The sequence below is a fragment of the Kovacikia sp. CALU 1929 genome (assembly GCF_056784235.1).
Genome location: NZ_JBXBCF010000071.1, coordinates 82,815 through 105,735, shown reverse-complemented (window position 1 = coordinate 105,735; position 22,921 = coordinate 82,815). Strand labels below are relative to the sequence as shown.

Genomic DNA, 22,921 nt, shown 5'->3' with positions numbered 1-22,921 from the left:
AGTCAAACCCCAGGGGGTAAATTTGTAGCCTCAGACTCCAACCGATTTAGTGTATGCTTTCTGATAATCGAATTCAGTTGGTATACCGTAGGCTGGTCATCACTCCGAACGATTTGAATTAAAGACCGTTTGTCCAGGTAGTCCAACGTTTGCACTAAATCTGAGGATGATAGTCCCTCTTGAGTCAGATCTTTCAGGAGTTCTGCAAAGGTGAGTGGCTTTTTGGCTGTCGCTAAAGCAGCCATCACTTGCTTTTCTAGATCCTCAAATTTCTTAAACTGTCGATTCAGGAGTTCCTCAATTAAATCGGTATAAAAAGTTGTGACGTAGGCTAGCACCTCTTTCACATGCCCACCAAATAGATCTTTAACCCCATTCGCCACCAGCTCCAGGATCAGGGGATTACCGCCATATTTTTCGAGCAGTTGCTGCCAGCTCTGCTCATCGGTCAAGCCTTTGTCTCGCAGAATACGTTTGGCAGAGTCATGATCGAGATCCTTGAGGATCAAGGTTTGAGCTGCCAATCCCCCTAATCGCCAACGCTCCAGGGACTCAAACGGTTCCTCTGAGGTCAATAAGAAGCAACTGCGGTGGGATGCTCCAACCACCTGTCTCAAGAAGGGTTGGTATTCCTGATGCCCCCGCATCGACTCGGCAGCATCCAGGATGACCAAACAACGGCGAGCTTGCAAGCGATCGATCAGCCGGGTGATTGAATGTTTAGAGACCACGTTGGTCATTGGCTCACTGCTCCCCGATTCTTTGCTTTCTGACTCCCCACGATCTAGATCAGGATTGGCTGACTCACTCAGAAACCCCAGAAGTTCTTCTACGAGTGAATCAAGCTGAGGCACGGGGTAAGCAGACTTCCAGATCACACAGTTCCATTCATGGGCAGACAAGGAGTTGAGCAGCTTTGCCGTCAAAGCCGTTTTGCCAATTCCCGGAGGACCCACCAGCACGACGCACTGGTTGCGATCGATCGCTGCTTCGAGATCGGCTAATTCCTCGCCCCGACCATAAAATCTAGGAACGTTGGGTACGGAGTCCCCGAACACAGGCACCGGAGACAATTTCTGTTCCAGGACGTGATGGAAATTCCATTTTGTGACCTGTTGTCCCATTGTCTCAGACAACACATCCCATAATTTTTTCCCGACTTGTCGAATATGCGCGAGGCTATAGGGTGTCTTTTTGACAATCTGTTCGTACTTCTCTCCATCCCACGATCCAGCCAGAATCGCCTTCTCAACATCACTCAGACTCCTTCCCGACTGGGATAGGAGTTGATCAACCAACCGAATGGCATCCTCTTTGTTCACAGGATATAAATTCTTTTCACTACTATATTTCCTCCAATTCTAACCCCTCCAGTCAAGCGACACCTCAGCGTGGAATCGCGATAGTGACGGAAAAAGACAAAAGCAATACTTTCCCATCACAAAAAGCGTGGAAGTGTTAAAAGTATATAAAAGTGAGACAACCTTGCTCGATGAGGATTAGAGATGCTAAAACTTGCCGTTTTAGACCAGCATACTCTCACTTGCAATCCTCCTTAAGCAGGAGATCTGTCGTTTCAAGACAGGAGGTAATCTTCATGTGACCAACCTTAAAACTGAATAACCCCAACTAAGAATCAGCGGGGGTTAAATAACAGTTAATTGATTCAAAAAACGAGCAGGATTGGAGACTCTAATTTGATTGCTTTCCGAGGGCACTAATTAGGTCACCCAAATTGCCATGCCCATATTCTAGGAGCAATTTGTCTTAGATGGCAACTTTTTTTGCTCTTTGATTTGGCATGACTTGATTCTGCTCTCTTCGCATTGGGACAAGCGTTTGCCGTTGTCTCATTCAATAGGAGAGACATCAATGCCAGAAATGATCAAAGGTTCTCAGGAAGAATCTCGGCATCCGTATGGCTATTGCAAGATCTGCCAATCACCTGTGGAAATTCCAGGACTCACAGACTCCAAATGTCCAACACATGGATGGATTTCTACAGCGTTTAGCGTGACCGATCAGATCCAAAAGCAACCAGCCGAGATATGCAAACAGAAACAAACAGCCGTTTTGCCAGAAGAGAAATCTTCCACTTCAAACTCACCAAATTCAACTTCAACCAAGCCATCCCATTCAAAAGGACAGGCAAAGACTCAAACTTCTTCAACACCAGAATCCACTCAACCAGTCAATCAAGTCACTGAGGCAAAACAAACTCAACTTAACCTGTGGGGAGGTGCAGCATGATGTCCCTTGCCCCTCTACTATCCCCATCTCCACAAACTGACTTCACCCGCAAAATCGAACGGGAGTTTGTTGCAGGCAGCGCAATCCACCCTACGCTCTATCAAGTTGCAACCCAGATTGTCAGCGACACTGAAATACTGCCTGGAGGAGAGCCTTGCTTCCCAATTCATGCAGCTCTGAACTGGCACATCACACGCTTTGGTCATCGAGCACGAGAGACGATGGATGCCGTTTTGTTGCTCAACGAAGATGGCTCCTGCTGGCAGGCAAAACTGAGTCAGCCAGTGATTGACTCTAAAAAGCAGAAACCCCGCAAATACGAAACGCCCGTTGGTAATGGCTCAAGAGTTCATCTGCCTGCTGTCCCGGCTGAAATTCGCCAACGAATTAGCCAGCGCTATGGCATTCAGGTCCCTCTGGAGGGTTCATTCTGGGATTGGGTTGAAGCCCATCCAGAAATTCCAATGGTGCCAACAGAGGGAGGGAAAAAGGGGTTGTCCCTATTGAGTGCAGGATATGTGCCTTTGGCGCTGTATGGAGTGAATGGAGGGTATTTCAGGCAACCAGGAGACACAAGGGTATTAGTTCCAGATGTTGCCAGGTTTGCTATACCCGGAAGACAATTCATTTTTGCATTTGACCAGGATTCAAAGGACTCCGCTAAACGCCGAGTCGCCGTAGCCCTTTACCGATTCGGTGGATTATTGCTGCAATCAGGCTGTCTGGTTAAGGTCGCCTTATGGGATCACCAGCAAGGAAAAGGCGTGGACGATTTGATTGCCAGTTGTGGAGTCGCAGAATGGGATGCTGCCTACTCAGAAGCGATCGCACTGGAACACTGGCAAATTTGGCAACGATTAGAACGCAAATTGACTTATCCAGCTTCGGTTCGGCTTACTATGGCAGACCTATCAGATCTACAGCTCAACAATCTTCCCGAATGTGGCATCATCGTGATCGCCAGTCCAAAGGGAACTGGCAAGACCAAGTATGTTCAATCGTTAGTGGAGACAGGTGAAAAAGTTCTAGCTGGTGGGCACCGAATCGCCCTGATGCGAAACTTGTGTTCCCGTTTGAAGTTGGACTACAAAGGGGATTTGGATAAGGTCAATGGAGAATTTATCACAGGGGCAGGTTATACCCTGCGGATTGGGTTATGTGTGGATTCACTGCTGTCGATCGATCCCAACAAGTTTGCTGGGTGTGATTTAATTCTGGACGAAGTGGTTCAAGTGATTCGGCACCTGCTGACATCCAGCACTTGTGCAAGAGACGGTAAACGTCCAGCACTATTGGCACGATTTCGGGAACTCATTCAAGCCGCTCGCCGAGTCATTGTCGCAGATGCGGACCTGGATAATGCCACCTTGAATTATCTCAACTCCTTGCGAGACATTGATGAGTCCGTATTCCTGATTCAAAACGCTTATCAAGCAGAAGGATATCCTGTGCGGTTTCTCCAGGCTTCAGACCGCACAAAGATCGTGGGTGAAATCATGACTGCCGTGAAAGCTCTTGTGCCTGGTAAGGCAGTGTTCGTTGCGACGGATAGCAAGGGAACCAGTAAAGCGATCTCTCGATTGCTCAATCAACATCACCCCGAAAAGCGTGTGTTGTTAGTCAATTCAGAAACCAGTGGAGGACAGTGTGAGCGAGAGTTCATTCAGACACCAAACACCATTTTGGAGCGCCATGAGTACGATGTCATTATTTGTTCTCCGTCAGTCGCAACTGGAGTCAGCATCGAAACAACAGACGTGATTGCAGCCGTATACGGCATTTTCACAGGAGTCTCAAGCACCGATGCGGACATGGCTCAGGCATTAGGGAGAGTCCGAGAACCCGTGGAACGAGTGGTTTGGTGTGCTCAAAAAGGAACAAACTTTTCAAAGGTGAGCCGATCCACTAACCAACTAGAAATCAAAAGCCATTTACAGCAGAAAACAACGGCGACGGTTCGGCTCATTCGCTCTAGTCTGCGGGAAGATCTGGCAGGGGATTTCACACAGTACGATTGGCAGAACGACCCCCATCTAAACCTCTACTGTCGAATTTCAGCCGACCAAAACTTTGCGATGTACCATCTCCGAAATGCATTGCTGGTTCGACTTCAGTTTGAGGGAAACCAGGTCAGTGTTGAGGATCGAGCCTCTGATCCCGCCGTAAAACTCTGGCTGGCAACAGCCAAACAGGAAATTCGGGAAATTGATGCTGAAGCGCTGGTTGCGATCGAGGATTTGACTTATGCAGAGGTGGCAGCATTGGAGCAGAAAGAAGGACTCAGCCCAGAAGAGTCATTGGCAATCTCCAAATATTATTTCAAAGAGTTTTACGTGCTTGATTCAATTAACGTTGAGGACGTGCTTTGGGATAACGAGGGTAGATGCAGAGCAGAATTACTCAGCCTGGAAGCACAGTTGTTTCCAGGGCTTGCCATTGACCAGGTTGCCCGTTCCCTTGAGAAACAGGCAACCTGGAATCAAAGCTACTGCCCCTGGGATATGTCCAACGCAGAGTTGCGGCGAATGGTTCGATCTGCGATCGGAATTGATGAGTTGCTGGTAAAACTACAAGCTGGGTGGACATGGACTCACTATGATCTAGAACCCTATGCGACCAGGGCAAGAGCCTTAGCCGAACAAATCAAAGTTGCTCTACACCTGACGATTTCTGACAAGATGAGTAATACTCAAGTCGTTCACCAATTGCTGGCTCAATTAGGAGTAAAGGTTGAGCAGGCGTACTGGTCTCGTTCTGTTGTAGGGCATGAGGGTGAAAAATTGAGAGTCTACCAACTTCACCAGGATCATTGGAGCCGCGTGTGGGCAGTGCTTCAGCGACGGCAAGCAAAACGTCAACAAATTCAACAATCTTCTTCCACAAGTACAAAAGAAACATTGGCTGGATCACCCGTTGGTTTTGAGTTTAAAGACAGCACGGGTGATCCAACAAAGGATAACTTAAGTTTCCAGGCACCCCTAATTAAGGAAGCATTCAACACGGCATTACAGAGCAGTAGGAAGGGTCGCGATTACGTTGTCGCAACTGATTTAGTCAGCAGTAAGCCAACTCCCGAACCAGGAGACGCAACGGCATCTCTATGCGTGGATGAGCCAGTGGTTTGAATCTGACAAGACGGACATCTCTCAGGTCCTTCACTTGAGTCACTCAAACTCATTGTGGAGGTGGGAAACATCAAATCTCCAGAGGGAGACAAGCGCAAGGCGCAACTTGTATCCAGCACTCCAGGATTAACCTGTGCCCAAGCGATCGCTTCTGCCATCAAAATTGGATCACCCGAATCCAGAAACTGCTGCATTCGGGCAATGTGTCTCGTTTCAGAAGCCTGTCGCTTAATGTGCTGGTGCTGTTCGTAGGCAATTTGAACGGCAGCCTGACGAGCTTCCTGTGCGGCTTTGATCTCAAATAGCACTTGCTGAGCATAACTAATGTCCTGGGATAAAGCTGAAGCATCATTGGAGGCAGATTGAGCGAGGAAAGAATTACGACCTGCCTCATTATTTTGAAGTGCCAGATCGCCGAAACCCTTGTCATCAGAATGATTACTGCCTGCACCAGGGAATAAGCTTGTAGAACTATGAGCAGGGGATTGCTTTGAGGAAGCATCCCCTGCTCTGTTCATATTTGAAGTTGGGGGGTACGGGGGGTTTTCCACAGGTTCAGGAGAAATAACCAAATGATTGGGATGCCACAAATCGCGATGATTGTATAAGGTTCCACCCCCAATGCCATAACTCACCAATGCGTGAAATCGGGAAGTGGCATTTGCGGGTAATGCTTCTTGCTCTAACAACTGTGCGATAGCGTGTCTAATTCGATCTCTGGCTGATTCTGATTGCTGCTGATTCCAGCTTGGAGCTTCGGCGATCGCTACATCAAGATCCGGATTATTCAACTTGGCACCATCTGATTTAGCCTTGAACTTACCTGCTGCATCTCCATAATGAAAGTAATGACTGTTTTCAATACATCGTGCCCATTCTTGCGCTCGGTGTTCAATTTCATGGCGGTGGCGACAGTATTCAAAGTAACCGGGGAGGGACCGAGCTATGTCCACGATTGCATTCACAAGTGCATCACCGACCAGCGGTTTACCACCTGCTAAAACATGATGAAAAATATATTCTCGCATCGTAATGCGACCTAAAAGATAATTCGTTTGTCCATGATCAGTCCATCCCAATTCAATTTCGGCATTGAGGTCGTTAATAAATTTTTCTGCCTTCGTTGAAACAGCATAACGATGTCGCTTTGCTTGTTTTAAGATACGACGGATAACCGAGACTTCTAGATCATTACGCGTTTGAGCAAACCGCCATTGCTGGACAAAACTTTGCTGAGTACCCCAAATCGGTTGAAACTCTTCATTCAGTAAATAGGAACCAATTTGTAAGGGTAGACGATGGGCATTAAAGAGACTGGGTTTGCCGTTGACACTATAGGGCTTGGGATCCGGAAAAACTTCCAGTTGTCCTGGCTTAATTTTGAAGCCAGCATTTTCAAGCAAAGTGGAAACCGCGATCGCTAATTTCCAGGAGCTTTGAGCCTGCTGAAAAGGGAAATACAAATGAAGTCCATTGCTAGAGCTGGAAGTACAAGCTACGTGACTTACCAAACCCAGTGATTCCAAAGCTGCAACAATGCGCGAGATTGCTAAGGGATCTTGCTTTGGGTGATAAAAGCTTCCGATATCAATGTCGAGAAGGCAGTAGGACGTTTCTGCACCAAAGCGCACACCATAAAGGTAGGAAGATTGTTGAATCAGGCGATCGCTCAAGGGATGGCGACTTTCTGTTCTCCACTCCACCTTCTCACCAGGATTCGAGTATTCTGCCCAGATGTAATCAAACCGATGTGGAAAGAGAGCAAGAAACTGGTTATCCCACTTGCGCACTCCCTTGAAAGATAAAGCATTTTTCAGTCGCATATAGCAGCACTCACTCCAGAAAAAGGCTGGAATAAAGCACGTATAACACGCGAGGAATAGGGCTTTCAGTTAGTCAACAAGGCTTGCCAGGTTAGATCAATTGGCAAGTCAACAATGGCTGAAACCAATTCAGTGCCGGTATTTAAAGCAAACTAAGTCATACGATCCTAGAAGAATAGTCATATGATCCTAGAAATTTCATCACGGTATTCTAGAATTGTTTGTCAACAGGGTTTTGACAATAGTCACTCCATTCTAGAGATTTGACAACACGGGCACCGCCAAGGAAACATACCAGCCTTTAAATTGCTGAGTCAGTCTTTTGCTAGTCAGGCAATTCTAGAACCTGTGTCAACATTGGCAACAATACGAAGATACCGTCAATGTAGCCCCCGTGGACAGATCGGCGTAGTCAGGTAATTCTAGAACTTCTGGCAACAATGGCAACAATGGAACAAGCTGATAAAGTCCTAAGACTCTAGAGTTGTTGGCAACAAACTCAGGAATTGTCAACGTTTTTTTGGGAAAGGTCTAGTGTTGAGCAAATCTCAAAAACATCAGTATTTCAGGTTTTGGTCGTGATACAAGCGAAAGTCAGGCAATTCTAGAGTTTTTGTCAACACTGTCAACATCAGTAAGAATATAAACTCGCTACAGGCAAGGGGTTGTGATAGATTTTCCGTATTAGTCAGGCAATTCTAGAGTTTTTGTCAACACTGTCAACATCAGCAGGAATATGAACTTATATAAATATTTTTCCTGTTAGTGTTTTGCCCCATAACTCTGCTTCACCGCAAAGTTATGGGGCTTCAGGCTATGGATTAAGGCTCGGCATGGATAGAGAGTATCTAATACAGGTTAGTTTCTAGAAGATTAGTCGTTAGATTCTAGGTAATTAGTCACTGGATTCTAGAAGATACATCAAAATCACTCAATTCTGGGCATGGCTGAAATATCTGCTCTGCCAATCTTCTATGAGTTTTTGGAACAAATTGCTTTGTTGACACTGCTAATTATGTTGACAGAACCCAGGGTGAGTTCTGATCGTGCTCATCGATAGCTTGAGCTACGAGTATACTAATTGAGTTCTGCCTTATGGTTGAGTCATGCCCACAAGTGTAGTAAAGCGCAAGAAAAGTATGAATTCTGACTCCGCAGTTGTTGTATCGGTGGAGCAGGCTTCGACTTCTCTTCCAGAGATTGCAGTTGATGCGGTTCGGCTACAAACCTATGTAGAAAAATTGCGTTATGGCAGGTCATTTCTCAATCTGGTGCTAATCAATGTAGCGACTGGGATCAATCAACATCGCCTGCGACAAATGCGATTGCAGGGAGAGGGGAATGCGGATGTCATCAATCTATATAGCGAAACCGAGAAGATTGGAGCATTACAGAAGCAGGCGATCGCGCGGCTAGAGAAACTGTTCAAAGCGGTACTTAAAAAAGAAGCCTTTTGGGAACAAACAGCAAACTGGGTTCTAACACGCCTAGAGCAATGGAAATTGCAGGAGCGAATGCCAACGGACTGCTCGATTTCGGGTGTGTTGGCGGTTGAAACTGATCCGACTATGCCAGAAGAAGAGGCTTGGCGGGAATCGATCATCATTAGCGCCTGTGCTTTTTACACAGCAGGTGAATGGCTGAGGAGTCTTGACCTATCAGGTTTTTCGGTTGAAGACATTGAAAAACTTTTAGGAATTCGCTCAACGGATTCTTTCATTACTGATCCTGTCTTATTTGAAGGGCGGGAACTGGAACGGGTGGCAACAGGTTATCCCATTTTGACTGGAGCACAGGCACTCATTAACAGCCAATGGGAGGATGGAGAATACCCTTATTGGAAAAAATTGGTTGGAGACGGCTTCATTCAGCACAACATTGTTCGCCAGAGTTCAACGAACCAGCAATTTGAATTGGTTCCAGGAAAAGCGGCGTGGGAAATCATTCAGCAATTCGGACCAGAAGCAGCCTATGTGCTTCTAATTTTTTCATCCTATGCGACTGATTCAGACGAACCCTGGGAGCAGCAAATTCGGCTAAAAGGGACGGACTTAATCAGGTTGTTTGGCTGGGATAAGCGTACTGACATAAACCTGGGGCAAAAACTGAAGAAAATTGGTCATTTAGTTGAGCTGGTGTGCAGCTTATCGGTCTTGATCAGCAACATCAATGTTGGAGCTAACCGCTACAACGTGGCAAGAGGAGCGATGTGGTTGTTGGAGGAACTGGAATATGCAGGGCAACTTGCATTAACAGTAGATGCGGAGCAGCCAGGTTCGATTCATTATGAGGCAGGTGATCCAGACGAACTGTATATTAAAGTGCGCCCTGGAAGCTGGACGGAAAAGTTCCTCAATGCCAAAGATCTGAATGGTGGTAAAGAAGCACTTTGTCAGTATGGCTATCTAGCGAAGAGTACACTGCAAATCAACCCTTATCGGCAGAGATTAGCGTCTAAACTCGCTATCTTTCTCACAATTATGAGTCGCATTCGACGAGATGGTCGTTATGAGGTCGGCACCTTATTGGAGCGCCTGGAACCGAAAGAGCTAATGGAAACGGTTCAAAACAGCAAGCAGCGACGAAATACATTAATTACTCAGTGGGATAATGCACTATTAACATTACATGAATTAGGATGGCAAATTGAATTTGATGCAGCGACGTATCCAGAATGCATTAGACCAGAGTGGAGTTTGACTGATGAACCTGAACAAGTGAGAACACGCCCTCGCAATTGGTTATCAACCTGGCTAAAGGCGATCGTCACGATCAAGCCAACCGTACTCATTCAGGAGAAATTAGGAGCTACGCGATCCTCCTCCAGGCAGAAACCTGAGCCATTAGCCTTAGTGGACGATTCGCCAGAGAGATCGAGAGTTATCACCAGTGCAGAACTGCTGACCGCTCTCGAAACCAAAGGTTGGTCGAAGGCACAACTGGCTAAGACATTAGGCGTTGATCGATCGCTAGTTACACGTTGGGTTAAGGGTGAGCGAGTGATTCAGCCAAAACACCAAAAGCAAATTCAAGCACTTCTGGAAATTTAGTGTTTTTGCAGTATTAATTGGAGTTTACCTAATCAGGAATTCTTAAATCCTGCCAGGTTCTCGTTTGCCGTTCCATTAATGCCTGGAGCATCGCTAATTGTTGCTCCAACTCCACAATGGCTTCCCTACGAGCGATCGCATATTTCCAGTGCCGATGTTGTTGGCTACCGGGTCTACCCAATGAGTGACTTTTTGGCTTGTGATCGGGCTTTTGGGTAACCAGCACAGCATAGGTATAGGTTTTTGTCCCCTTGGTTGAACTGGTTTCTGTGAGCCAGCAATAAGCAGGGGCAACTTCACCCGTATTTCGGATCTGATGAACAAGAGTGAGCAAGCGTTCTCGCTCCGTTTCGAGGGATGCGCTGACCATAAAAATTCTGCAAATCTTATATTTTTATTATAACTGGTTTCTGCACGGTTTAATTTTTAACCACGCAGAATTTTGCATGGGTCAAGTTTTTGGCAATGAATATGTGCTTTCTCGACTGATTTCTCAGGACCAGCGACCTGTTGAAGGATATGGTTTATGAACAAACGTGGCACTCTGCGGTCTTTGTATGGTCGCTGCTATTCACCATTGGACATATAAAGCATTCTTTTGAGCTTTGGAAACCGTGGCTCAAGCATTTCTGCATGAAAAAAATTGAACCATGCAGAATCTTTTTATGGCTAAAACTCAGAGTAAGGCTCGTCTGCCTTGAAGATTCAGACAAAGTTTAGGAGGGGCTTGGCACTGCCAAGCCCGTACTGGGATCTGCCGTGGTTTTAATTCAAATTGGTATCACAATGGCTATAAACTCATCGAGTTCATAGCCATTGTCATATTTTGCACTTGAGTCCAAACTGGATTAGAGCCAGAAACATCGGGTTAGATGTAGTACATGGGATTGGTTTGTCTCCGGATATCTCGACGCTGGCATAAGTCCTGAAGAGTTTGTTGCCTCAACGTTGTTTGAAAAGACACATTCGCTTGTTGCCAGATTTCCTGAATCAATTGACGTTCGACCGATGAACTTCCATTAGATGTTCTGTTTTTGCGATCGCCCTCTACCAATGTAATCACGTCTAGTACCGTAATCTGCCACGGCTCCTTCAACAGAATATAGCCTCCTTTCGCGCCTCGTTGACTCTGAACGATGCCTCCACGCCGTAGCAGGGTGAAAATCTGCTCCAGGTAACGCTCTGGGATAGGTTGATGGGCTGAGATCTCGTTGATAGTGAGGGGATTCCCGGAATCATGGTGACTTGCCAGCTCGATCAAAGCCAGAAGCGCATACTCTGCTTTCGCAGAAAGTTCTAGCAAGGTATGAGCGTGGTTGTTGCCGTTATTCAGGGACATTTCCAAAATCCAGAATTTTCGATAGATGGGCTTTATTGATAGAGCGGGTAAAGGTGGAATCATCCTCTTTCACATTCTGCTACAGATAATACACTGTAAATCGATTGATTTACCGTATATTCTAAAAATAACCCCGATAACCCTATAGAGCTACTGGGGTTAAAATGTCGAGGTTTATCTTGAATCCCTACTTTGGTGTGGAAAAGATGGTTCTGTTGATCTACCCAATTTCAGGTGAAGCACCCCTGGGACAGAGGATCAGCAGTGACACCAGCTTAAAGAGTTTTTGAATGGCATAAGGCTGTAGCAGACCGATGACCCTGGAGCAACTACGGATCTTTTTAGCGGTGGCTGAACATATGCACTTCACTCGGGCAGCAGAGTCCCTTTACATTACCCAACCTGCGGTGAGTGCTGCCATACAAAGTTTGGAGACAGAATATAGTGTCAAACTATTTCACCGGGTAGGACGACGGGTAGAAATCACAGAAGCCGGGAGGCTTCTATACGCTGAAGCCCAAAAGATTCTGGAACAGGTGATGGTTGCAGAACGTAACTTGCGGGAGTTAAATAACCTGCAACAGGGTGAGTTACGCTTAGGAGCCAGTCTAACCATTGGCAACTACTGGTTACCAGACAAAATTAGCCAGTTTCAGCAGGAATATCCCGGCATCCAGGTGAACTGTACCCTGGCAAATGCGGAAGAAATTGCAGAAGGAACGGCTTCCGGGCGATTTGACCTGGGATTGGTCTCGGGTGAGGTGAAGTCAAGTTTAAAGGAGTCTCTATTACAGGAAGTGGTTGGACGAGATCGCCTGCAAATTGTTGTCGGGCAGTCCCATCCCTGGTTTCAGCGGACTACGGTGCAGATTGAGGAGCTACTGACCACCCCCTGGGTGCTACGGGAACCGGGGTCAGGTGCCCAACAGGTGTTTGAGCAGGCACTCCGAAGTTGGGGAATTGATTTGTCTCAGCTAAGTGTGATGCTGGTACTGAGCAGTAGTGAGATGGTAAAAGCGGTGGTAGAGCGAGGCAGCGGAGCCGCTGCTATCCCTGAACTGATGGTGCATAAAGAACTACGGCTCAAGACTCTGAATGCCCTTCAAGTTGTTGCTGAAGGGATGAACTCGATCACAAATTTAGAAATTGTGCAGCCAATTTTGCAACTCAAACATACGCAGCGGTTTCAAACGCAGACGATGTTAGCGTTTGAGAAAATTTTGCAGCGGCAATGGGCGATCGCAGCTTCCCTTTCAACCTGTTTTGAAGCGGAAGCTTGATCGGGGTCATTGATTGGTCATTGATTCAACAGGTTGCCCTATTTGCACCTTCTGGTTGGCTTCAACCAACTGCCGCAAGTCGAGCAGTTTGGTGCCTTCACCTCCTACAATTAAAGGCAAATTACCATTCCATTTTTCGATCGCCTGCCGCTGCAATATCTCCGGTGTCAAATTTTCCCGCAATAACCGTTGCACTTCTGCTTCTCCTGTTGCCAGGTTTACCCTTGCCTCCGCTTCTCTGACAGCTTTGAGGGCAACAAATTCTGCTCGTTTTGCTTCTTGCTCGGCGACCTGCTTGGCTTCTACCGCATCACTGAAGCGATTTGAGAAATGCACATGCACCAGGGAAATATCATCCACTGCAATGTGATAGGGACGCAACCGCTCAATTAATGCCTGGTCTACTCCAGTTTTGACCTGTCCCCGTTTAGTAATAATCTCCTCAGCAGTGTAGGTCGCCATCACCGCTTTCAACACTTCTTCAACGGCTGGATTAATGATGTGTTGGATAATGGCATCCTGTTCACCAATTTGCTGAAAAATCAGGTGAGTCTCCTCAGGCACAATATGCCAGTTCAATGCCACATCGGTATACACATCTTGTAGATCTTTGGAAGATGCTTCCGCTGTAATTTCCTGGCTTTGCACCCGCACACTAAGTTTCTTAACTGTGTGGACTACTGGAATGATCGGGTGGAGTCCTTCTGCTAAAACCGTATTTTGAACCTCACCAAACTTGAGCAACACCCCCCGTTCACCCGCATTGACAATCACGAAAAAGCTGGCAAACAGGGCAAGCAGGAACAGCGCCAGGAATACTCTGCCCGTAGCGTATAAATCTCTGTTGGATTTTCTGCTTTCCTGTAGCGGGCGCAAATCAGGTGGTTTCGGAAGCGTTTCCATAGACTAAAGAAATGTTTAGCATTAATAAATCATAACTCCTGTTCCTGCTCCCTAACGCATTGCCGCTTTCGTAGTGTATTCAATTGCAAGATTGTTAAAAAACAGGGCAAATCTTATCGATAAATTCAATTTATCGTTTTGACAAAAAAGACTATTTGCTTCTATTGAAAGAGATCAATAGATTAATTGTATTGCTTGATAAAGATTCTTGGAGATGCTTCCGGCATGATGTTTTGTATTTAACACCGCATTCAATAATTCCCTGGCTGACAACCAACATGAATAACCTGGCTACTGCACTGTCTACTGGCATCACTGCCTTTGTTGCCACCAATCTGGATGATATTGTCATTCTATTGCTCTTCTTTTCTCAGGTGAATCTGCTGTTTCGGCGGCAACATATTGTCAGCGGGCAATATCTGGGATTTGCTGCATTGGTGTTTGTCTGTCTGCCTGGATTTTTTGGGAGTATGTTGTTCCCTCGCCCGTGGATTGGGCTGTTGGGGCTGGTGCCGATCGCAATCGGGGTCAACCGCCTTCTGTGTCAAGAGGCAGATACTCCAGTCGAATCTCAAGCAACCTGTGCAGCGGAGCGACCCTGGTATGCAAGTTTCCTGTCTCCTCAAGCCTATGGGGTTGCAGCGGTGACGTTTGCCAATGGCGGCGATAATATTGGCATTTATGTGCCCTTGTTTGCCAATAGTGCCTGGGAGGAACTACTGGTAATCCTGGGCGTATTCTTCTCCCTGATTGGGGTCTGGTGCTATACAGCTTTTCAACTGACACGCCTGCCCATGATCGCGGAGGCATTGACCCGCTATGGCAACCAACTGGTTCCCTTTGTGCTGATCGGGTTGGGTGGATTAATTCTGATCGACAGTCACACGTTGGAAAACCGGGGGTTGGCGACTCTGACACTGGTTGTAGGAGGGCTGGTGCTACTCATGCTATTTAGAAATGCGGAGAAACCTGTGACAATAAAAGCTGACCTGAAAAAGAGCATAACGGAATGACGACTTACGGATGAATTGGGTTATCGAAGCGATGATTGCTGGAGTGATTGCTTTCACAGCTACAAATGTGGATGACCTTTTAATCCTGACCCTTTTTTTCGGGCGGGCGGATGGGGTACTGCGACGGCGGCACATTATTGTAGGGAGATACTTGAGCCTTTTGGGGCTAGTTATCGCCAGCCTACCAGGGTTTCTGGGTGGTATGGTGATTCCCCAGGCGTGGCTGGGTTGGTTAGGGATACTGCCAGTGGCGATTGGAATCCACCATCTGCTGCAACCAGACACCCATGGAACGACGTTGAAATCTACCCCCTTGGCTCAGAGAAGCCCTGTCACAAAACCCACGTGGCGATCGCATCTGGCTAGTATCATCAGTCCCTATACCTATCAGGTAGCTGCTGTCACCTTTGCCAATGGGGGAGACAACATCGGTATCTATGTCCCCTTATTTGCCAATAGTACCCTGGCAAGTCTGAGTGTGATTCTGGGCGTTTTTGTAATCATGACTGGGCTTTGGTGCGTTGCTGCGGCTCAACTGGCTCGTCACCCCTTATTTGCTCGAATCCTGTCTAGCTATGGTCATCGGCTGGTTCCCTTTGTGTTGATTGGTTTAGGGATTTTTATTTTCATTGACAGTGGAACTTATCAACTTCTAGGGAAATAACCAGCCTTTAGGGACTTTTAGATCTGAGTGAACATAATTTGCGATGAAGTAAGGAGATGATAATGATGAAGTGCTTTCAGACATTATTGATTGTATGTGTACTGTTACTCAACACAGTCATTGCTTTGCCTGCCTGGGCTGATGCTGGGAAATTTATGAAAACCTCTGAATATACCGAAGTGACTCAGGCGATCGCAGACCTGACGAACCCCGAAAAAACCGCTGACATATCACCAGAAACCATCCAGCAAAAACTGGCAGATCTGCGATTTCAGAAATATATTTTGGAAACGGCTGAAGCGCGATCGGTCTGTCGCAATGAAACGGGAGAAATCCTGGCAATTTATACCCGATCTAAAAAAGCCACTCTTCCCACACTGTCTTACTTAGGGGCAGGTGAGATAACTGATGATGATATTGAGTGCGTCGGTGTTTATTTACCTACGGGCACTAATCTGGCATCAGGAGCAGGTGAACAAGAATTGACCGATCCAGTTGCTACCAAATTTGTTCCTGGGACTCAAGTTGTGGTGACTGCTAATCCTGGTACTGGATTGATTGAATTTAATGCCCCCGCTTCCGGTTCGTTTAAAGCAGGAGAAATTGATTGGGCAATTCCTGCACTGACTCAGGAAGAAGTGGCAGCACAAACTCCCAATGCTCCGGTGGATTAAATAGCATTGGACACTGGTCATTGGTGACTATTTTCTAACCAATGACTCAGTGATTATTTCAGTCGATCCGGTTTGATTGTAATCAAGCTACGCATCCAGGAGAAGATTTTATTCATGCTGTCCTTATTTAAGAGCCGAGAAGATACAGCAGAGGTGTTAGAAGAAAAACGTAAGCGTAACCCTAACCGGATTCGGGATCACCTGGCAAACGAGCGGACTTACCTTTCCTGGATGCGGAGTGCGATCGCGCTGATGGGGTTTGGAGTCCTGATTGTACGAATGCGAATTTTGCGTCCACCCTTGGCTCCCCAACCACCCGGAGGCGGTTGGAAACTGGGGCTGGCATTTGCGATTGTGGGCTTGCTTGCCGTATTACTGTCTACCCAGCATTATTTCGCGGTGCGAGACGACATTGAGGAAGACACCTATGAACCCCCCGATCGTTGGGTCATTCTGTCCAGCCTTGCGATCTTAATGTTGGGAGCAGGGGTGATTTACTACGTCTTCACCGTTCCGCTAGAGATGAATATGGTTTTGATTGAGTGAAGTTCCCCCTTATTCTGTCTCCATCCTCCCCGTCCTGCCGAGTTTCTGCATCCACATCTGTCTCTGGATGCAGAAAAACAGGATAGGGCTTGGTTGATTGGTGCGGCAGGGGAGCCAAACCCCGCTGGGGCAATGCATAGGGTGGTTGCGATCGCGGAGGGAAACCACCCTATCTACCATTGTCAGCCTCGTACCAATCAGTAATATTGGCGCAGCCAGATGCGCCTAATTCACTGTGGTTATAGTGTAACCTGTGCAACAAATGACCGGGATCATCAGGAAAAGGGCGTTGCTGATTTTGGGTAAGTAGCTGGGTGCAATTAAATTAAAGATAGTTTTGGGGGTGGAGAAGGTGGAACCCCCTGCCTGGGGGCGCAGCCCCCATTCCCCCTTTTTACAATTAATTTGAATCACCTACTTATGAATTGAGAGTTGTATGAATTGAAATGAAGTTTTAATTCATACTGCTATTCAGCACCACCGGAAAAGCACTGTGAACCACTAAAGCCAGCCCCCACGATCGCGATCGTGATTGGAACATCAGATATCACCATTTCAGGAACTCACTCAGCATAAAATGCGGCAAATCGGTAGGTGTTCCGTAAATTATAGAGAACGAACAGCCTGATGTTGTCTGATATAGACATGATTCAGCAATACGTTTTGCATCAAAATCTGTAATTGCAAATCAATCACTTTTATTGATTAAAACAACAAAAAAGACTATTTGCTCTTATCGAAAAGAGACCGTAGTCTGTGACTATGGCGATCTAGAGAATAATTAAGCAGCCCATCTGGGAATCCGCATTGTTTCTCTTGAATCTTTCTTATAAGGCGTTACCGGAAATGGAAAGAAGCCAACCATCTTGATCAGGAATGACCTAAGGAAAGAAACTATGGATTGGTTAGAAGGCACTTTGATGACCGGAGCGGCAGTGGCTTTGGCAACCACGTTTGACGACAACTTATATCTCACGGTTTTCTTTGGTAAGGTGAATCGAACCTTCCGTCCCCAGCATGTGGTAGTTGGCGAATATGTGGGGTTTACGGTGCTGGTCAGTCTTAGCCTGGTTGGGTTTCTGGGACGGTTAATGATTCCAGAAGTCTGGATCGGTTTGCTGGGATTGCTTCCAATCATGATTGGGATCAGTCAATTAATGAGTCGAGATGAGGATGGCGATACCATCCATACGGTATCCAGTAGTCTAAAAATTCCGGTTGAACGATCGCGCAACTCACAGAAATCTCTCTGGGCAACTCTGGGCGATCCCCAAACCTATCGGGTTTCGGCTGTAACCATTGCTAATGGCGGCAATAATATTGGTATTTATGTTCCATTGTTTGCTGCCAGTACGCTTCCCAGTTTGGGCGTTATTGTCAGTATTTGTTATGCCATGATTGGGCTTTGGTGTTTCTTGTCTTATCACCTGACCCGTCAACCCACGATCGCCTTTGTCATTGCACGGTATGCTCGCAAGGTCTTTCCCCTCATCTTGATCTGGTTAGGATGCCGAATTGTGTTTGGTAATGGATCTCACCAACTTATACTCTCCTTCGTTTTCCCTACTTAGAAGTGTTTCACGTTTGCTGTTATGGATTCTGGTAGTTGATCTGACTTCTTGATCGAAACATTCTGGGGTTGAATGAGCAGCATCAGCCCAATTGACCAGGCGATCGCCAGCGTCCATCCTGCCAGAATATCACTGGGATAGTGTACCCCCAGGTAGAGCCGAGTCCAGCCAATGATTAACACAAACAGACTGCCGCCAACCGCCGCGAACCAGCGCCAGCGAGTATTCCACGCCAGGACAATCAACACTGCAACAAGCGACGCACTCGACATCGCGTGTCCACTGGGAAAGGCATAGGTCAAATTGGGCGGCAACACTTCCCAGACATGGGGGCGCTCCCGGTGAAAAAATAGCTTGACGGAGTGGTTGAGCAGAGCGCTACTGGCGGGAGTGATCACCAGGTAAAGGAGCGATCGCCAGTTACGCCGGTAAATTAACACTCCCCCAATCACAGTCAGCACTGGCACCACTCCCCAGGACACCCCCAGAGGGGTCAACGTATGGGCAAGGGTATCCAGAGTGGGGCGGGATGTCAGGTGAACCCATTGCAGAAATGGAACATCCCAAACAAACCCCTTTCCCTGCTGCCACACATGGCTTGCCAGAAATAGAAAGATGAGCAAGGGTAGGAAAACTCCCAGCAAGAAACTGGTGACCAGGCGGGATGCAAAAAATTGGGTTTTAGACAATTCCATCGGGTGAGCGGCTACAGAAAGTGGCGCGTGTCTAAGGTGTCAGATATCAGGTGAGGAAGGGAAATTCAATGTGTGCCAGTTTCCAACTGACGACCACCAGCAGCATGTAAACAGCAAACCGCAAGAGCCGTTGGGGTGCAACCTGGCAAAGCTTTGCCCCCAGCAAAACACCTGGCACCGAACCTAACCAGATTGGCAGAACCAGACTCCAATCTACCGTGCCCAGACTCAGATGACCCAGAGAGGTAAATCCGAGTAAAATCGCTGCCTGTGCCAGATCGGTTCCTACTAGCCGCTGAGCATCCAGTCGGAAAAACGCGATTAACACCAGGGCAAATAGGGAACCAGAAGAAACGCTGGTCATCCCAACAATGCAACCCAATGCCGCCCCGATCGCGATCGCCCCCATTCTTCCTGCCAGCGTATCCAGATCCAACACAGGCAGTTGGGGCAATTGGAAATCAGGCACAGCCATTAGTAGCAACAGTTGCAGCAATGCCAGCAGTGTGACCAGTAAAATTGTAACGCCAATGCAGCGAAGTAAAATTCCATCCAGATCCAGACTGGCGGACTGTTTAATCTGATGCAAAATGCCTACCCCAGCCAGTGCACCAGGAACACTACCCAAAGCCAGCCACTGAACCACCCGGCGATCGACCGTCTGTTGTCGCCAGTGTTTGACACCTCCCACCATTTTCATCAACGTTGCCGCGACCACATCAGAACTAACGGCAACCGAGGGCGGCACCTGGAAAACCACAATCAGCATGGGGGTAATCAGGGAAGCGCCCCCAATCCCAGTCAGCCCAACAATAATGCCCACGCCAAAGCTGAGCACCGGAAGCAGGAATTCATTCATAGATACTTACAGAATCAGAAATGTAGCGCGAATAAAGGGGTTTCTAAAACTTTGAAGTGCAATAGCAGCACAATCACTCCGGTGTAGAGGGTAGATGAAACCACACCTGTCAACAGTTCTTGATTGAGGTTGCGTTCAGTAGTTTGCCCCTGCACTACATCCAGGAAGCCCGCTTGCATCAGCAAAATTCCAACCACATTAGAAAGCCAGTAACCCGCGATCGCCCCTGGCATCAGGAAGTTTGGCGAAATCAAGCTACAGAGATAGCCAAACCCATAGGCGATGGGCAGGTTAAACACCAGGTCATTCCACCAGCACAACGGCGACAGCAAATACCCCAGAACCATTAAAAAACCGCCTCTTAATCTTCTGAGGGGCGGCTGATCAGCATTCGACCGGGTAGCAAGCTCCGGCGGCAATGGTTCACCCTGGTCAGGTTCAAAGGCTCTGAGTCGAATGGCTTTAAAGGGATTCATAAACTACGGTTTATCAATGGACTTACCGTATTTTATCAGCCAGGGATCACAATCGCCAGTATCGAGTAATAAAAATACTAAATCTCGATAAATTTACCGTTCTTTTGTTGATTGAGGCAATTTCTCAAAAAGAACTGACCTATCCTGCCTTGGTATTTTCTTGCTCAGAAACCCATAAAAAAGGATCAACCTTGAATGGATTGATCCCCGCTGATGCTCGTTCATTTGGGTCATTGTTACCTAGCACTGAGGGCATTGGCAAAAACTTTGACCTGCTTTGGCTTAACATAGACGGGCTGATGACGATTGAGCTTCAACCGATCAAACTCGTCTCTGCTCAGATGGGCAGTAATCGTTTGCCCCGTCTCCAACGCCAGTTCAGCCTGAATTTCCCATCCCAGGTGAATCACCCGTTCTACTTGGGCAGGAACAGTCTCCTCTTCGGGTTGCAGAAGAATCAACACATCCTGAGGTCGCCAGAAGACCTGAAGGGATTCACCCACTGAGGCGTGATGGTCGGAACTATGATGCACCGATGCATCTCTTCCCAGAATTTTGCGATTACTCAGCACAATGCCCGACACCGCAGGCAACACATTCACAGGACCAATAAAACTCATGACAAAAGCCGAAGCCGGATTGTCATAAATGTCTGCTGCCGAACCCACCTGCTCTATCTTTCCATGATTCATAATCACAATTTCGTCTGCAACCTCCATTGCCTCTTCTTGGTCATGGGTGACAAATACGGTCGTGACGTTCACCTCATGGTGCAAGTTGCGTAGCCAGCTCCGCAGTTCTTTGCGCACTTTGGCATCCAGCGCACCAAACGGTTCATCTAGCAGTAGTACTCTGGGTTGGACAGCGAGTGCCCGTGCCAGTGCTACGCGCTGCCGTTGACCACCAGATAGTTGAGACGGGTAGCGATCGCCCATGCCGGTTAGCTGCACCAGATTAATCAGTTCCTCCACCCGATTGCGAACCCGGTTTTTGGGCACTTTACGAATTTCCAGGGCAAAGGCTACGTTCTGGCGCACCGTCAAATGTTTAAACAAAGCATAGTGCTGAAACACAAACCCAATGTGACGCTCCTGCACTTTTCGATAGGTTGCGTCTTCCCCAATCAAATAAATTTGCCCTTCATCCGGCAGTTCCAAACCGGCAATCATTCGCAGCAGGGTTGACTTGCCTGAACCAGAGGGACCCAGGAGTGCTACTAACGAGCCAGTTTTAATATCCAGGTTGACATTATCAATGGCATGAAAAGAGCCAAATTGCTTGGAAACGTTTTGAACCGCAATGCCCATAATTGACTTTCTATTTCTAGCGATACAGTAGTATACTACGGTTACTCTATCGACAAATAGTGTAATTTAAACAAATGTCTCTCGTTTTACCCTCCCAATTTCGAGGAACTCCGCCACCCAGGCAGAAATTTTCTTTGCGATCGCCGTTGCCCGTAAAGCAGCATTCCCTCTGGAAAATTGAAACGGGAGCCGTCCGGACGCTTACCTGGCTAGAAGATGGAACCACTGTCACCACCGGGTTATGGGGACCGGGGGATATGGTCGGTAAAGCGTTATCCACGGTTGACCCCTATCAAATCGAGTGCCTGACTCCCGTTGAAGCGACTCTTCTTTCATTGGACAACGACCCGATTCCCAGTGAATGGTTAATGACTCATCTCCAACAGACTGAAGCATTAATTATCATTCGCAGCTATCGGCGCGTTGATACGATGCTGGTTAAATTATTGGGCTGGTTAGCAAAGCGATTTGGGCGTGCCGTGGAAACAGGCAACTTAATTGACCTGCGCCTGACCCATCAAGACCTTGCCGAACTGATGGGTACGACCCGCGTCACTGTCACGCGCATTCTGGGACAACTTGAGGATCAAGGGTTGATTGAAAGGCTCTCCCTGCACCGCATTTTACTCAAGGAATATGAACTTTGGCATTATGAGATTTAGAATAACGAGTAATCTGGGTGTCGGTGGGGCAAGTATTCTATAGGTTTCAGGTGCTAGGTTTCAGGAGTGGTAGATAGCTTTACGCCAGGTTCTACTAAAGTGGCAAGTATTGAACGTAGTTAGGAATGAGAATTAAATAACATTGGCTTTTGGTCGGTTGGGTTGAGTTTACGATGGCACACAGCGATGCTTTTAGATATGCGAAACAATGGATCGGTGTGGCATACACGAATGAAAATGGCTGTAAATCTCGTACACAGTGAACGGGAAAATTTTTCAATAATACCAGCTATCACCGGCAGTGCCGGGTTTACCAACAATTTTCAAGCCCAGCGATTCTAGATAAGCAAGTCCTTGTTTAAGCTGCTGTGCAGTTCCGCGCAATTCCAGGTCAAACCAACCGTGACGAGCGGTGGTTTCTCCCAACATTGCCCCCGTGATATTTACCACCAAGCCATAGTCTGAGATTAATCGGGATAGAACCGGCTCCTGGTGATAGTGGGACGGGATTTGGAGATGCACCCGCACCTGGGTAACACCGATCGGATCGAATCTGTGATGAGCCAGTGTTAGTCTGGCACGGGAGTGATCGTCGGGCGATCGCGGGGAAAACATAGGTATGCTCCAAGAGGTTTTACTAAGTGCAGGGTTTAATGTCTTTGAAGGAAGGGTTGGCAGATCCGA

General features: G+C 47.3%; 20 protein-coding genes. 10 read left to right on the top strand and 10 right to left on the bottom strand.

Features of this window, described 5'->3' with window-relative positions; translation table 11 throughout:
- Positions 1-2: 2 nt before the first annotated feature.
- Positions 3-1,322: a helix-turn-helix domain-containing protein gene (locus AC1S52_RS16985; RefSeq protein WP_482030220.1), complete on the bottom strand. Its 1,320-nt coding sequence runs from the start codon at positions 1,320-1,322 to the stop codon at positions 3-5.
- A gap of 550 nt (positions 1,323-1,872) precedes the next feature.
- On the opposite strand from AC1S52_RS16985, the gene AC1S52_RS16980 reads away from it, so the two are divergent.
- Positions 1,873-2,250 (top strand): hypothetical protein, encoded by a 378-nt coding sequence (locus AC1S52_RS16980; RefSeq protein WP_482030219.1) that lies wholly within the window; start codon positions 1,873-1,875, stop codon positions 2,248-2,250.
- Positions 2,247-5,375, top strand: coding sequence for a plasmid replication protein, CyRepA1 family (locus tag AC1S52_RS16975; RefSeq protein WP_482030218.1), 3,129 nt, complete (start codon positions 2,247-2,249; stop codon positions 5,373-5,375). Before AC1S52_RS16980 ends, AC1S52_RS16975 begins: the two co-directional genes overlap by 4 nt.
- Here AC1S52_RS16975 and AC1S52_RS16970 read toward each other — a convergent pair.
- Positions 5,282-7,198: a hypothetical protein gene (locus tag AC1S52_RS16970; RefSeq protein ID WP_482030217.1), complete on the bottom strand. Its 1,917-nt coding sequence runs from the start codon at positions 7,196-7,198 to the stop codon at positions 5,282-5,284. The two genes, AC1S52_RS16975 and AC1S52_RS16970, sit on opposite strands and share 94 nt — an antisense overlap.
- A 1,139-nt stretch (positions 7,199-8,337) precedes the next feature.
- On the opposite strand from AC1S52_RS16970, the gene AC1S52_RS16965 reads away from it, so the two are divergent.
- Positions 8,338-10,248 (top strand): helix-turn-helix domain-containing protein, encoded by a 1,911-nt coding sequence (locus tag AC1S52_RS16965; protein ID WP_482030216.1) that lies wholly within the window; start codon positions 8,338-8,340, stop codon positions 10,246-10,248.
- Between the two features lie 28 nt (positions 10,249-10,276).
- Here the strand turns inward: AC1S52_RS16965 and AC1S52_RS16960 are convergent, their stop codons facing one another.
- A complete protein-coding gene (locus AC1S52_RS16960) occupies positions 10,277-10,618 on the bottom strand; it encodes a hypothetical protein (protein WP_482030215.1) in 342 nt (113 codons plus the stop codon).
- Positions 10,619-11,116: 498 nt separating this feature from the next.
- The gene (locus AC1S52_RS16955; RefSeq protein ID WP_482030214.1) at positions 11,117-11,587 is read right to left on the bottom strand and encodes an RrF2 family transcriptional regulator; all 471 of its coding nucleotides are present in this window, start codon (positions 11,585-11,587) and stop codon (positions 11,117-11,119) included.
- A gap of 314 nt (positions 11,588-11,901) precedes the next feature.
- Between AC1S52_RS16955 and AC1S52_RS16950 the strand changes: the two genes are divergently transcribed.
- Positions 11,902-12,867, top strand: coding sequence for a LysR substrate-binding domain-containing protein (locus AC1S52_RS16950; RefSeq protein ID WP_482030213.1), 966 nt, complete (start codon positions 11,902-11,904; stop codon positions 12,865-12,867).
- Between the two features lie 6 nt (positions 12,868-12,873).
- On the opposite strand, the gene AC1S52_RS16945 is transcribed toward AC1S52_RS16950, so the two are convergent.
- Positions 12,874-13,770, bottom strand: coding sequence for a prohibitin family protein (locus AC1S52_RS16945; RefSeq protein WP_482030212.1), 897 nt, complete (start codon positions 13,768-13,770; stop codon positions 12,874-12,876).
- Positions 13,771-14,048: 278 nt separating this feature from the next.
- Here AC1S52_RS16945 and AC1S52_RS16940 point away from each other — a divergent pair, with 278 nt between their 5' ends.
- From AC1S52_RS16940 to AC1S52_RS16920, 5 genes are all read left to right on the top strand, one after another.
- Positions 14,049-14,783, top strand: a complete 735-nt coding sequence (locus AC1S52_RS16940) for a cadmium resistance transporter (protein ID WP_482030211.1) — start codon at positions 14,049-14,051, stop codon at positions 14,781-14,783.
- 10 nt (positions 14,784-14,793) lie between these two features.
- Positions 14,794-15,447, top strand: a complete 654-nt coding sequence (locus AC1S52_RS16935; protein ID WP_482030210.1) for a cadmium resistance transporter — start codon at positions 14,794-14,796, stop codon at positions 15,445-15,447.
- Positions 15,448-15,509: 62 nt separating this feature from the next.
- Positions 15,510-16,121 carry a hypothetical protein gene (locus AC1S52_RS16930; protein WP_482030209.1) on the top strand — a complete coding sequence of 204 codons (612 nt, stop codon included), beginning with the start codon at positions 15,510-15,512 and terminating at the stop codon, positions 16,119-16,121.
- Between the two features lie 114 nt (positions 16,122-16,235).
- Complete coding sequence (locus tag AC1S52_RS16925) at positions 16,236-16,667, top strand: YidH family protein (protein WP_482030208.1); 432 nt, start codon at positions 16,236-16,238, stop codon at positions 16,665-16,667.
- An 896-nt stretch (positions 16,668-17,563) separates the two neighbouring features.
- On the top strand, positions 17,564-18,238 hold the full coding sequence (locus AC1S52_RS16920) for a cadmium resistance transporter (protein ID WP_482030207.1): 675 nt from the start codon (positions 17,564-17,566) through the stop codon (positions 18,236-18,238).
- Here the strand turns inward: AC1S52_RS16920 and AC1S52_RS16915 are convergent.
- The 4 genes from AC1S52_RS16915 to AC1S52_RS16900 form a co-directional block, all read right to left on the bottom strand.
- The gene (locus tag AC1S52_RS16915) at positions 18,235-18,933 is read right to left on the bottom strand and encodes a phosphatase PAP2 family protein (protein WP_482030206.1); all 699 of its coding nucleotides are present in this window, start codon (positions 18,931-18,933) and stop codon (positions 18,235-18,237) included. The two genes, AC1S52_RS16920 and AC1S52_RS16915, sit on opposite strands and share 4 nt — an antisense overlap.
- Positions 18,934-18,979: 46 nt before the next feature.
- Positions 18,980-19,792 (bottom strand): sulfite exporter TauE/SafE family protein, encoded by an 813-nt coding sequence (locus AC1S52_RS16910; protein ID WP_482030205.1) that lies wholly within the window; start codon positions 19,790-19,792, stop codon positions 18,980-18,982.
- Positions 19,793-19,806: 14 nt separating this feature from the next.
- The gene (locus AC1S52_RS16905) at positions 19,807-20,268 is read right to left on the bottom strand and encodes a DUF7980 family protein (RefSeq protein ID WP_482030204.1); all 462 of its coding nucleotides are present in this window, start codon (positions 20,266-20,268) and stop codon (positions 19,807-19,809) included.
- A 236-nt stretch (positions 20,269-20,504) separates the two neighbouring features.
- Complete coding sequence (locus AC1S52_RS16900; protein ID WP_482030203.1) at positions 20,505-21,575, bottom strand: sulfate/molybdate ABC transporter ATP-binding protein; 1,071 nt, start codon at positions 21,573-21,575, stop codon at positions 20,505-20,507.
- 74 nt (positions 21,576-21,649) lie between these two features.
- On the opposite strand from AC1S52_RS16900, the gene AC1S52_RS16895 reads away from it, so the two are divergent.
- Positions 21,650-22,237 carry a Crp/Fnr family transcriptional regulator gene (locus AC1S52_RS16895; RefSeq protein WP_482030202.1) on the top strand — a complete coding sequence of 196 codons (588 nt, stop codon included), beginning with the start codon at positions 21,650-21,652 and terminating at the stop codon, positions 22,235-22,237.
- A gap of 276 nt (positions 22,238-22,513) precedes the next feature.
- On the opposite strand, the gene AC1S52_RS16890 is transcribed toward AC1S52_RS16895, so the two are convergent.
- Positions 22,514-22,852: an NIL domain-containing protein gene (locus AC1S52_RS16890; RefSeq protein WP_482030201.1), complete on the bottom strand. Its 339-nt coding sequence runs from the start codon at positions 22,850-22,852 to the stop codon at positions 22,514-22,516.
- Positions 22,853-22,921 lie beyond the last annotated feature (69 nt).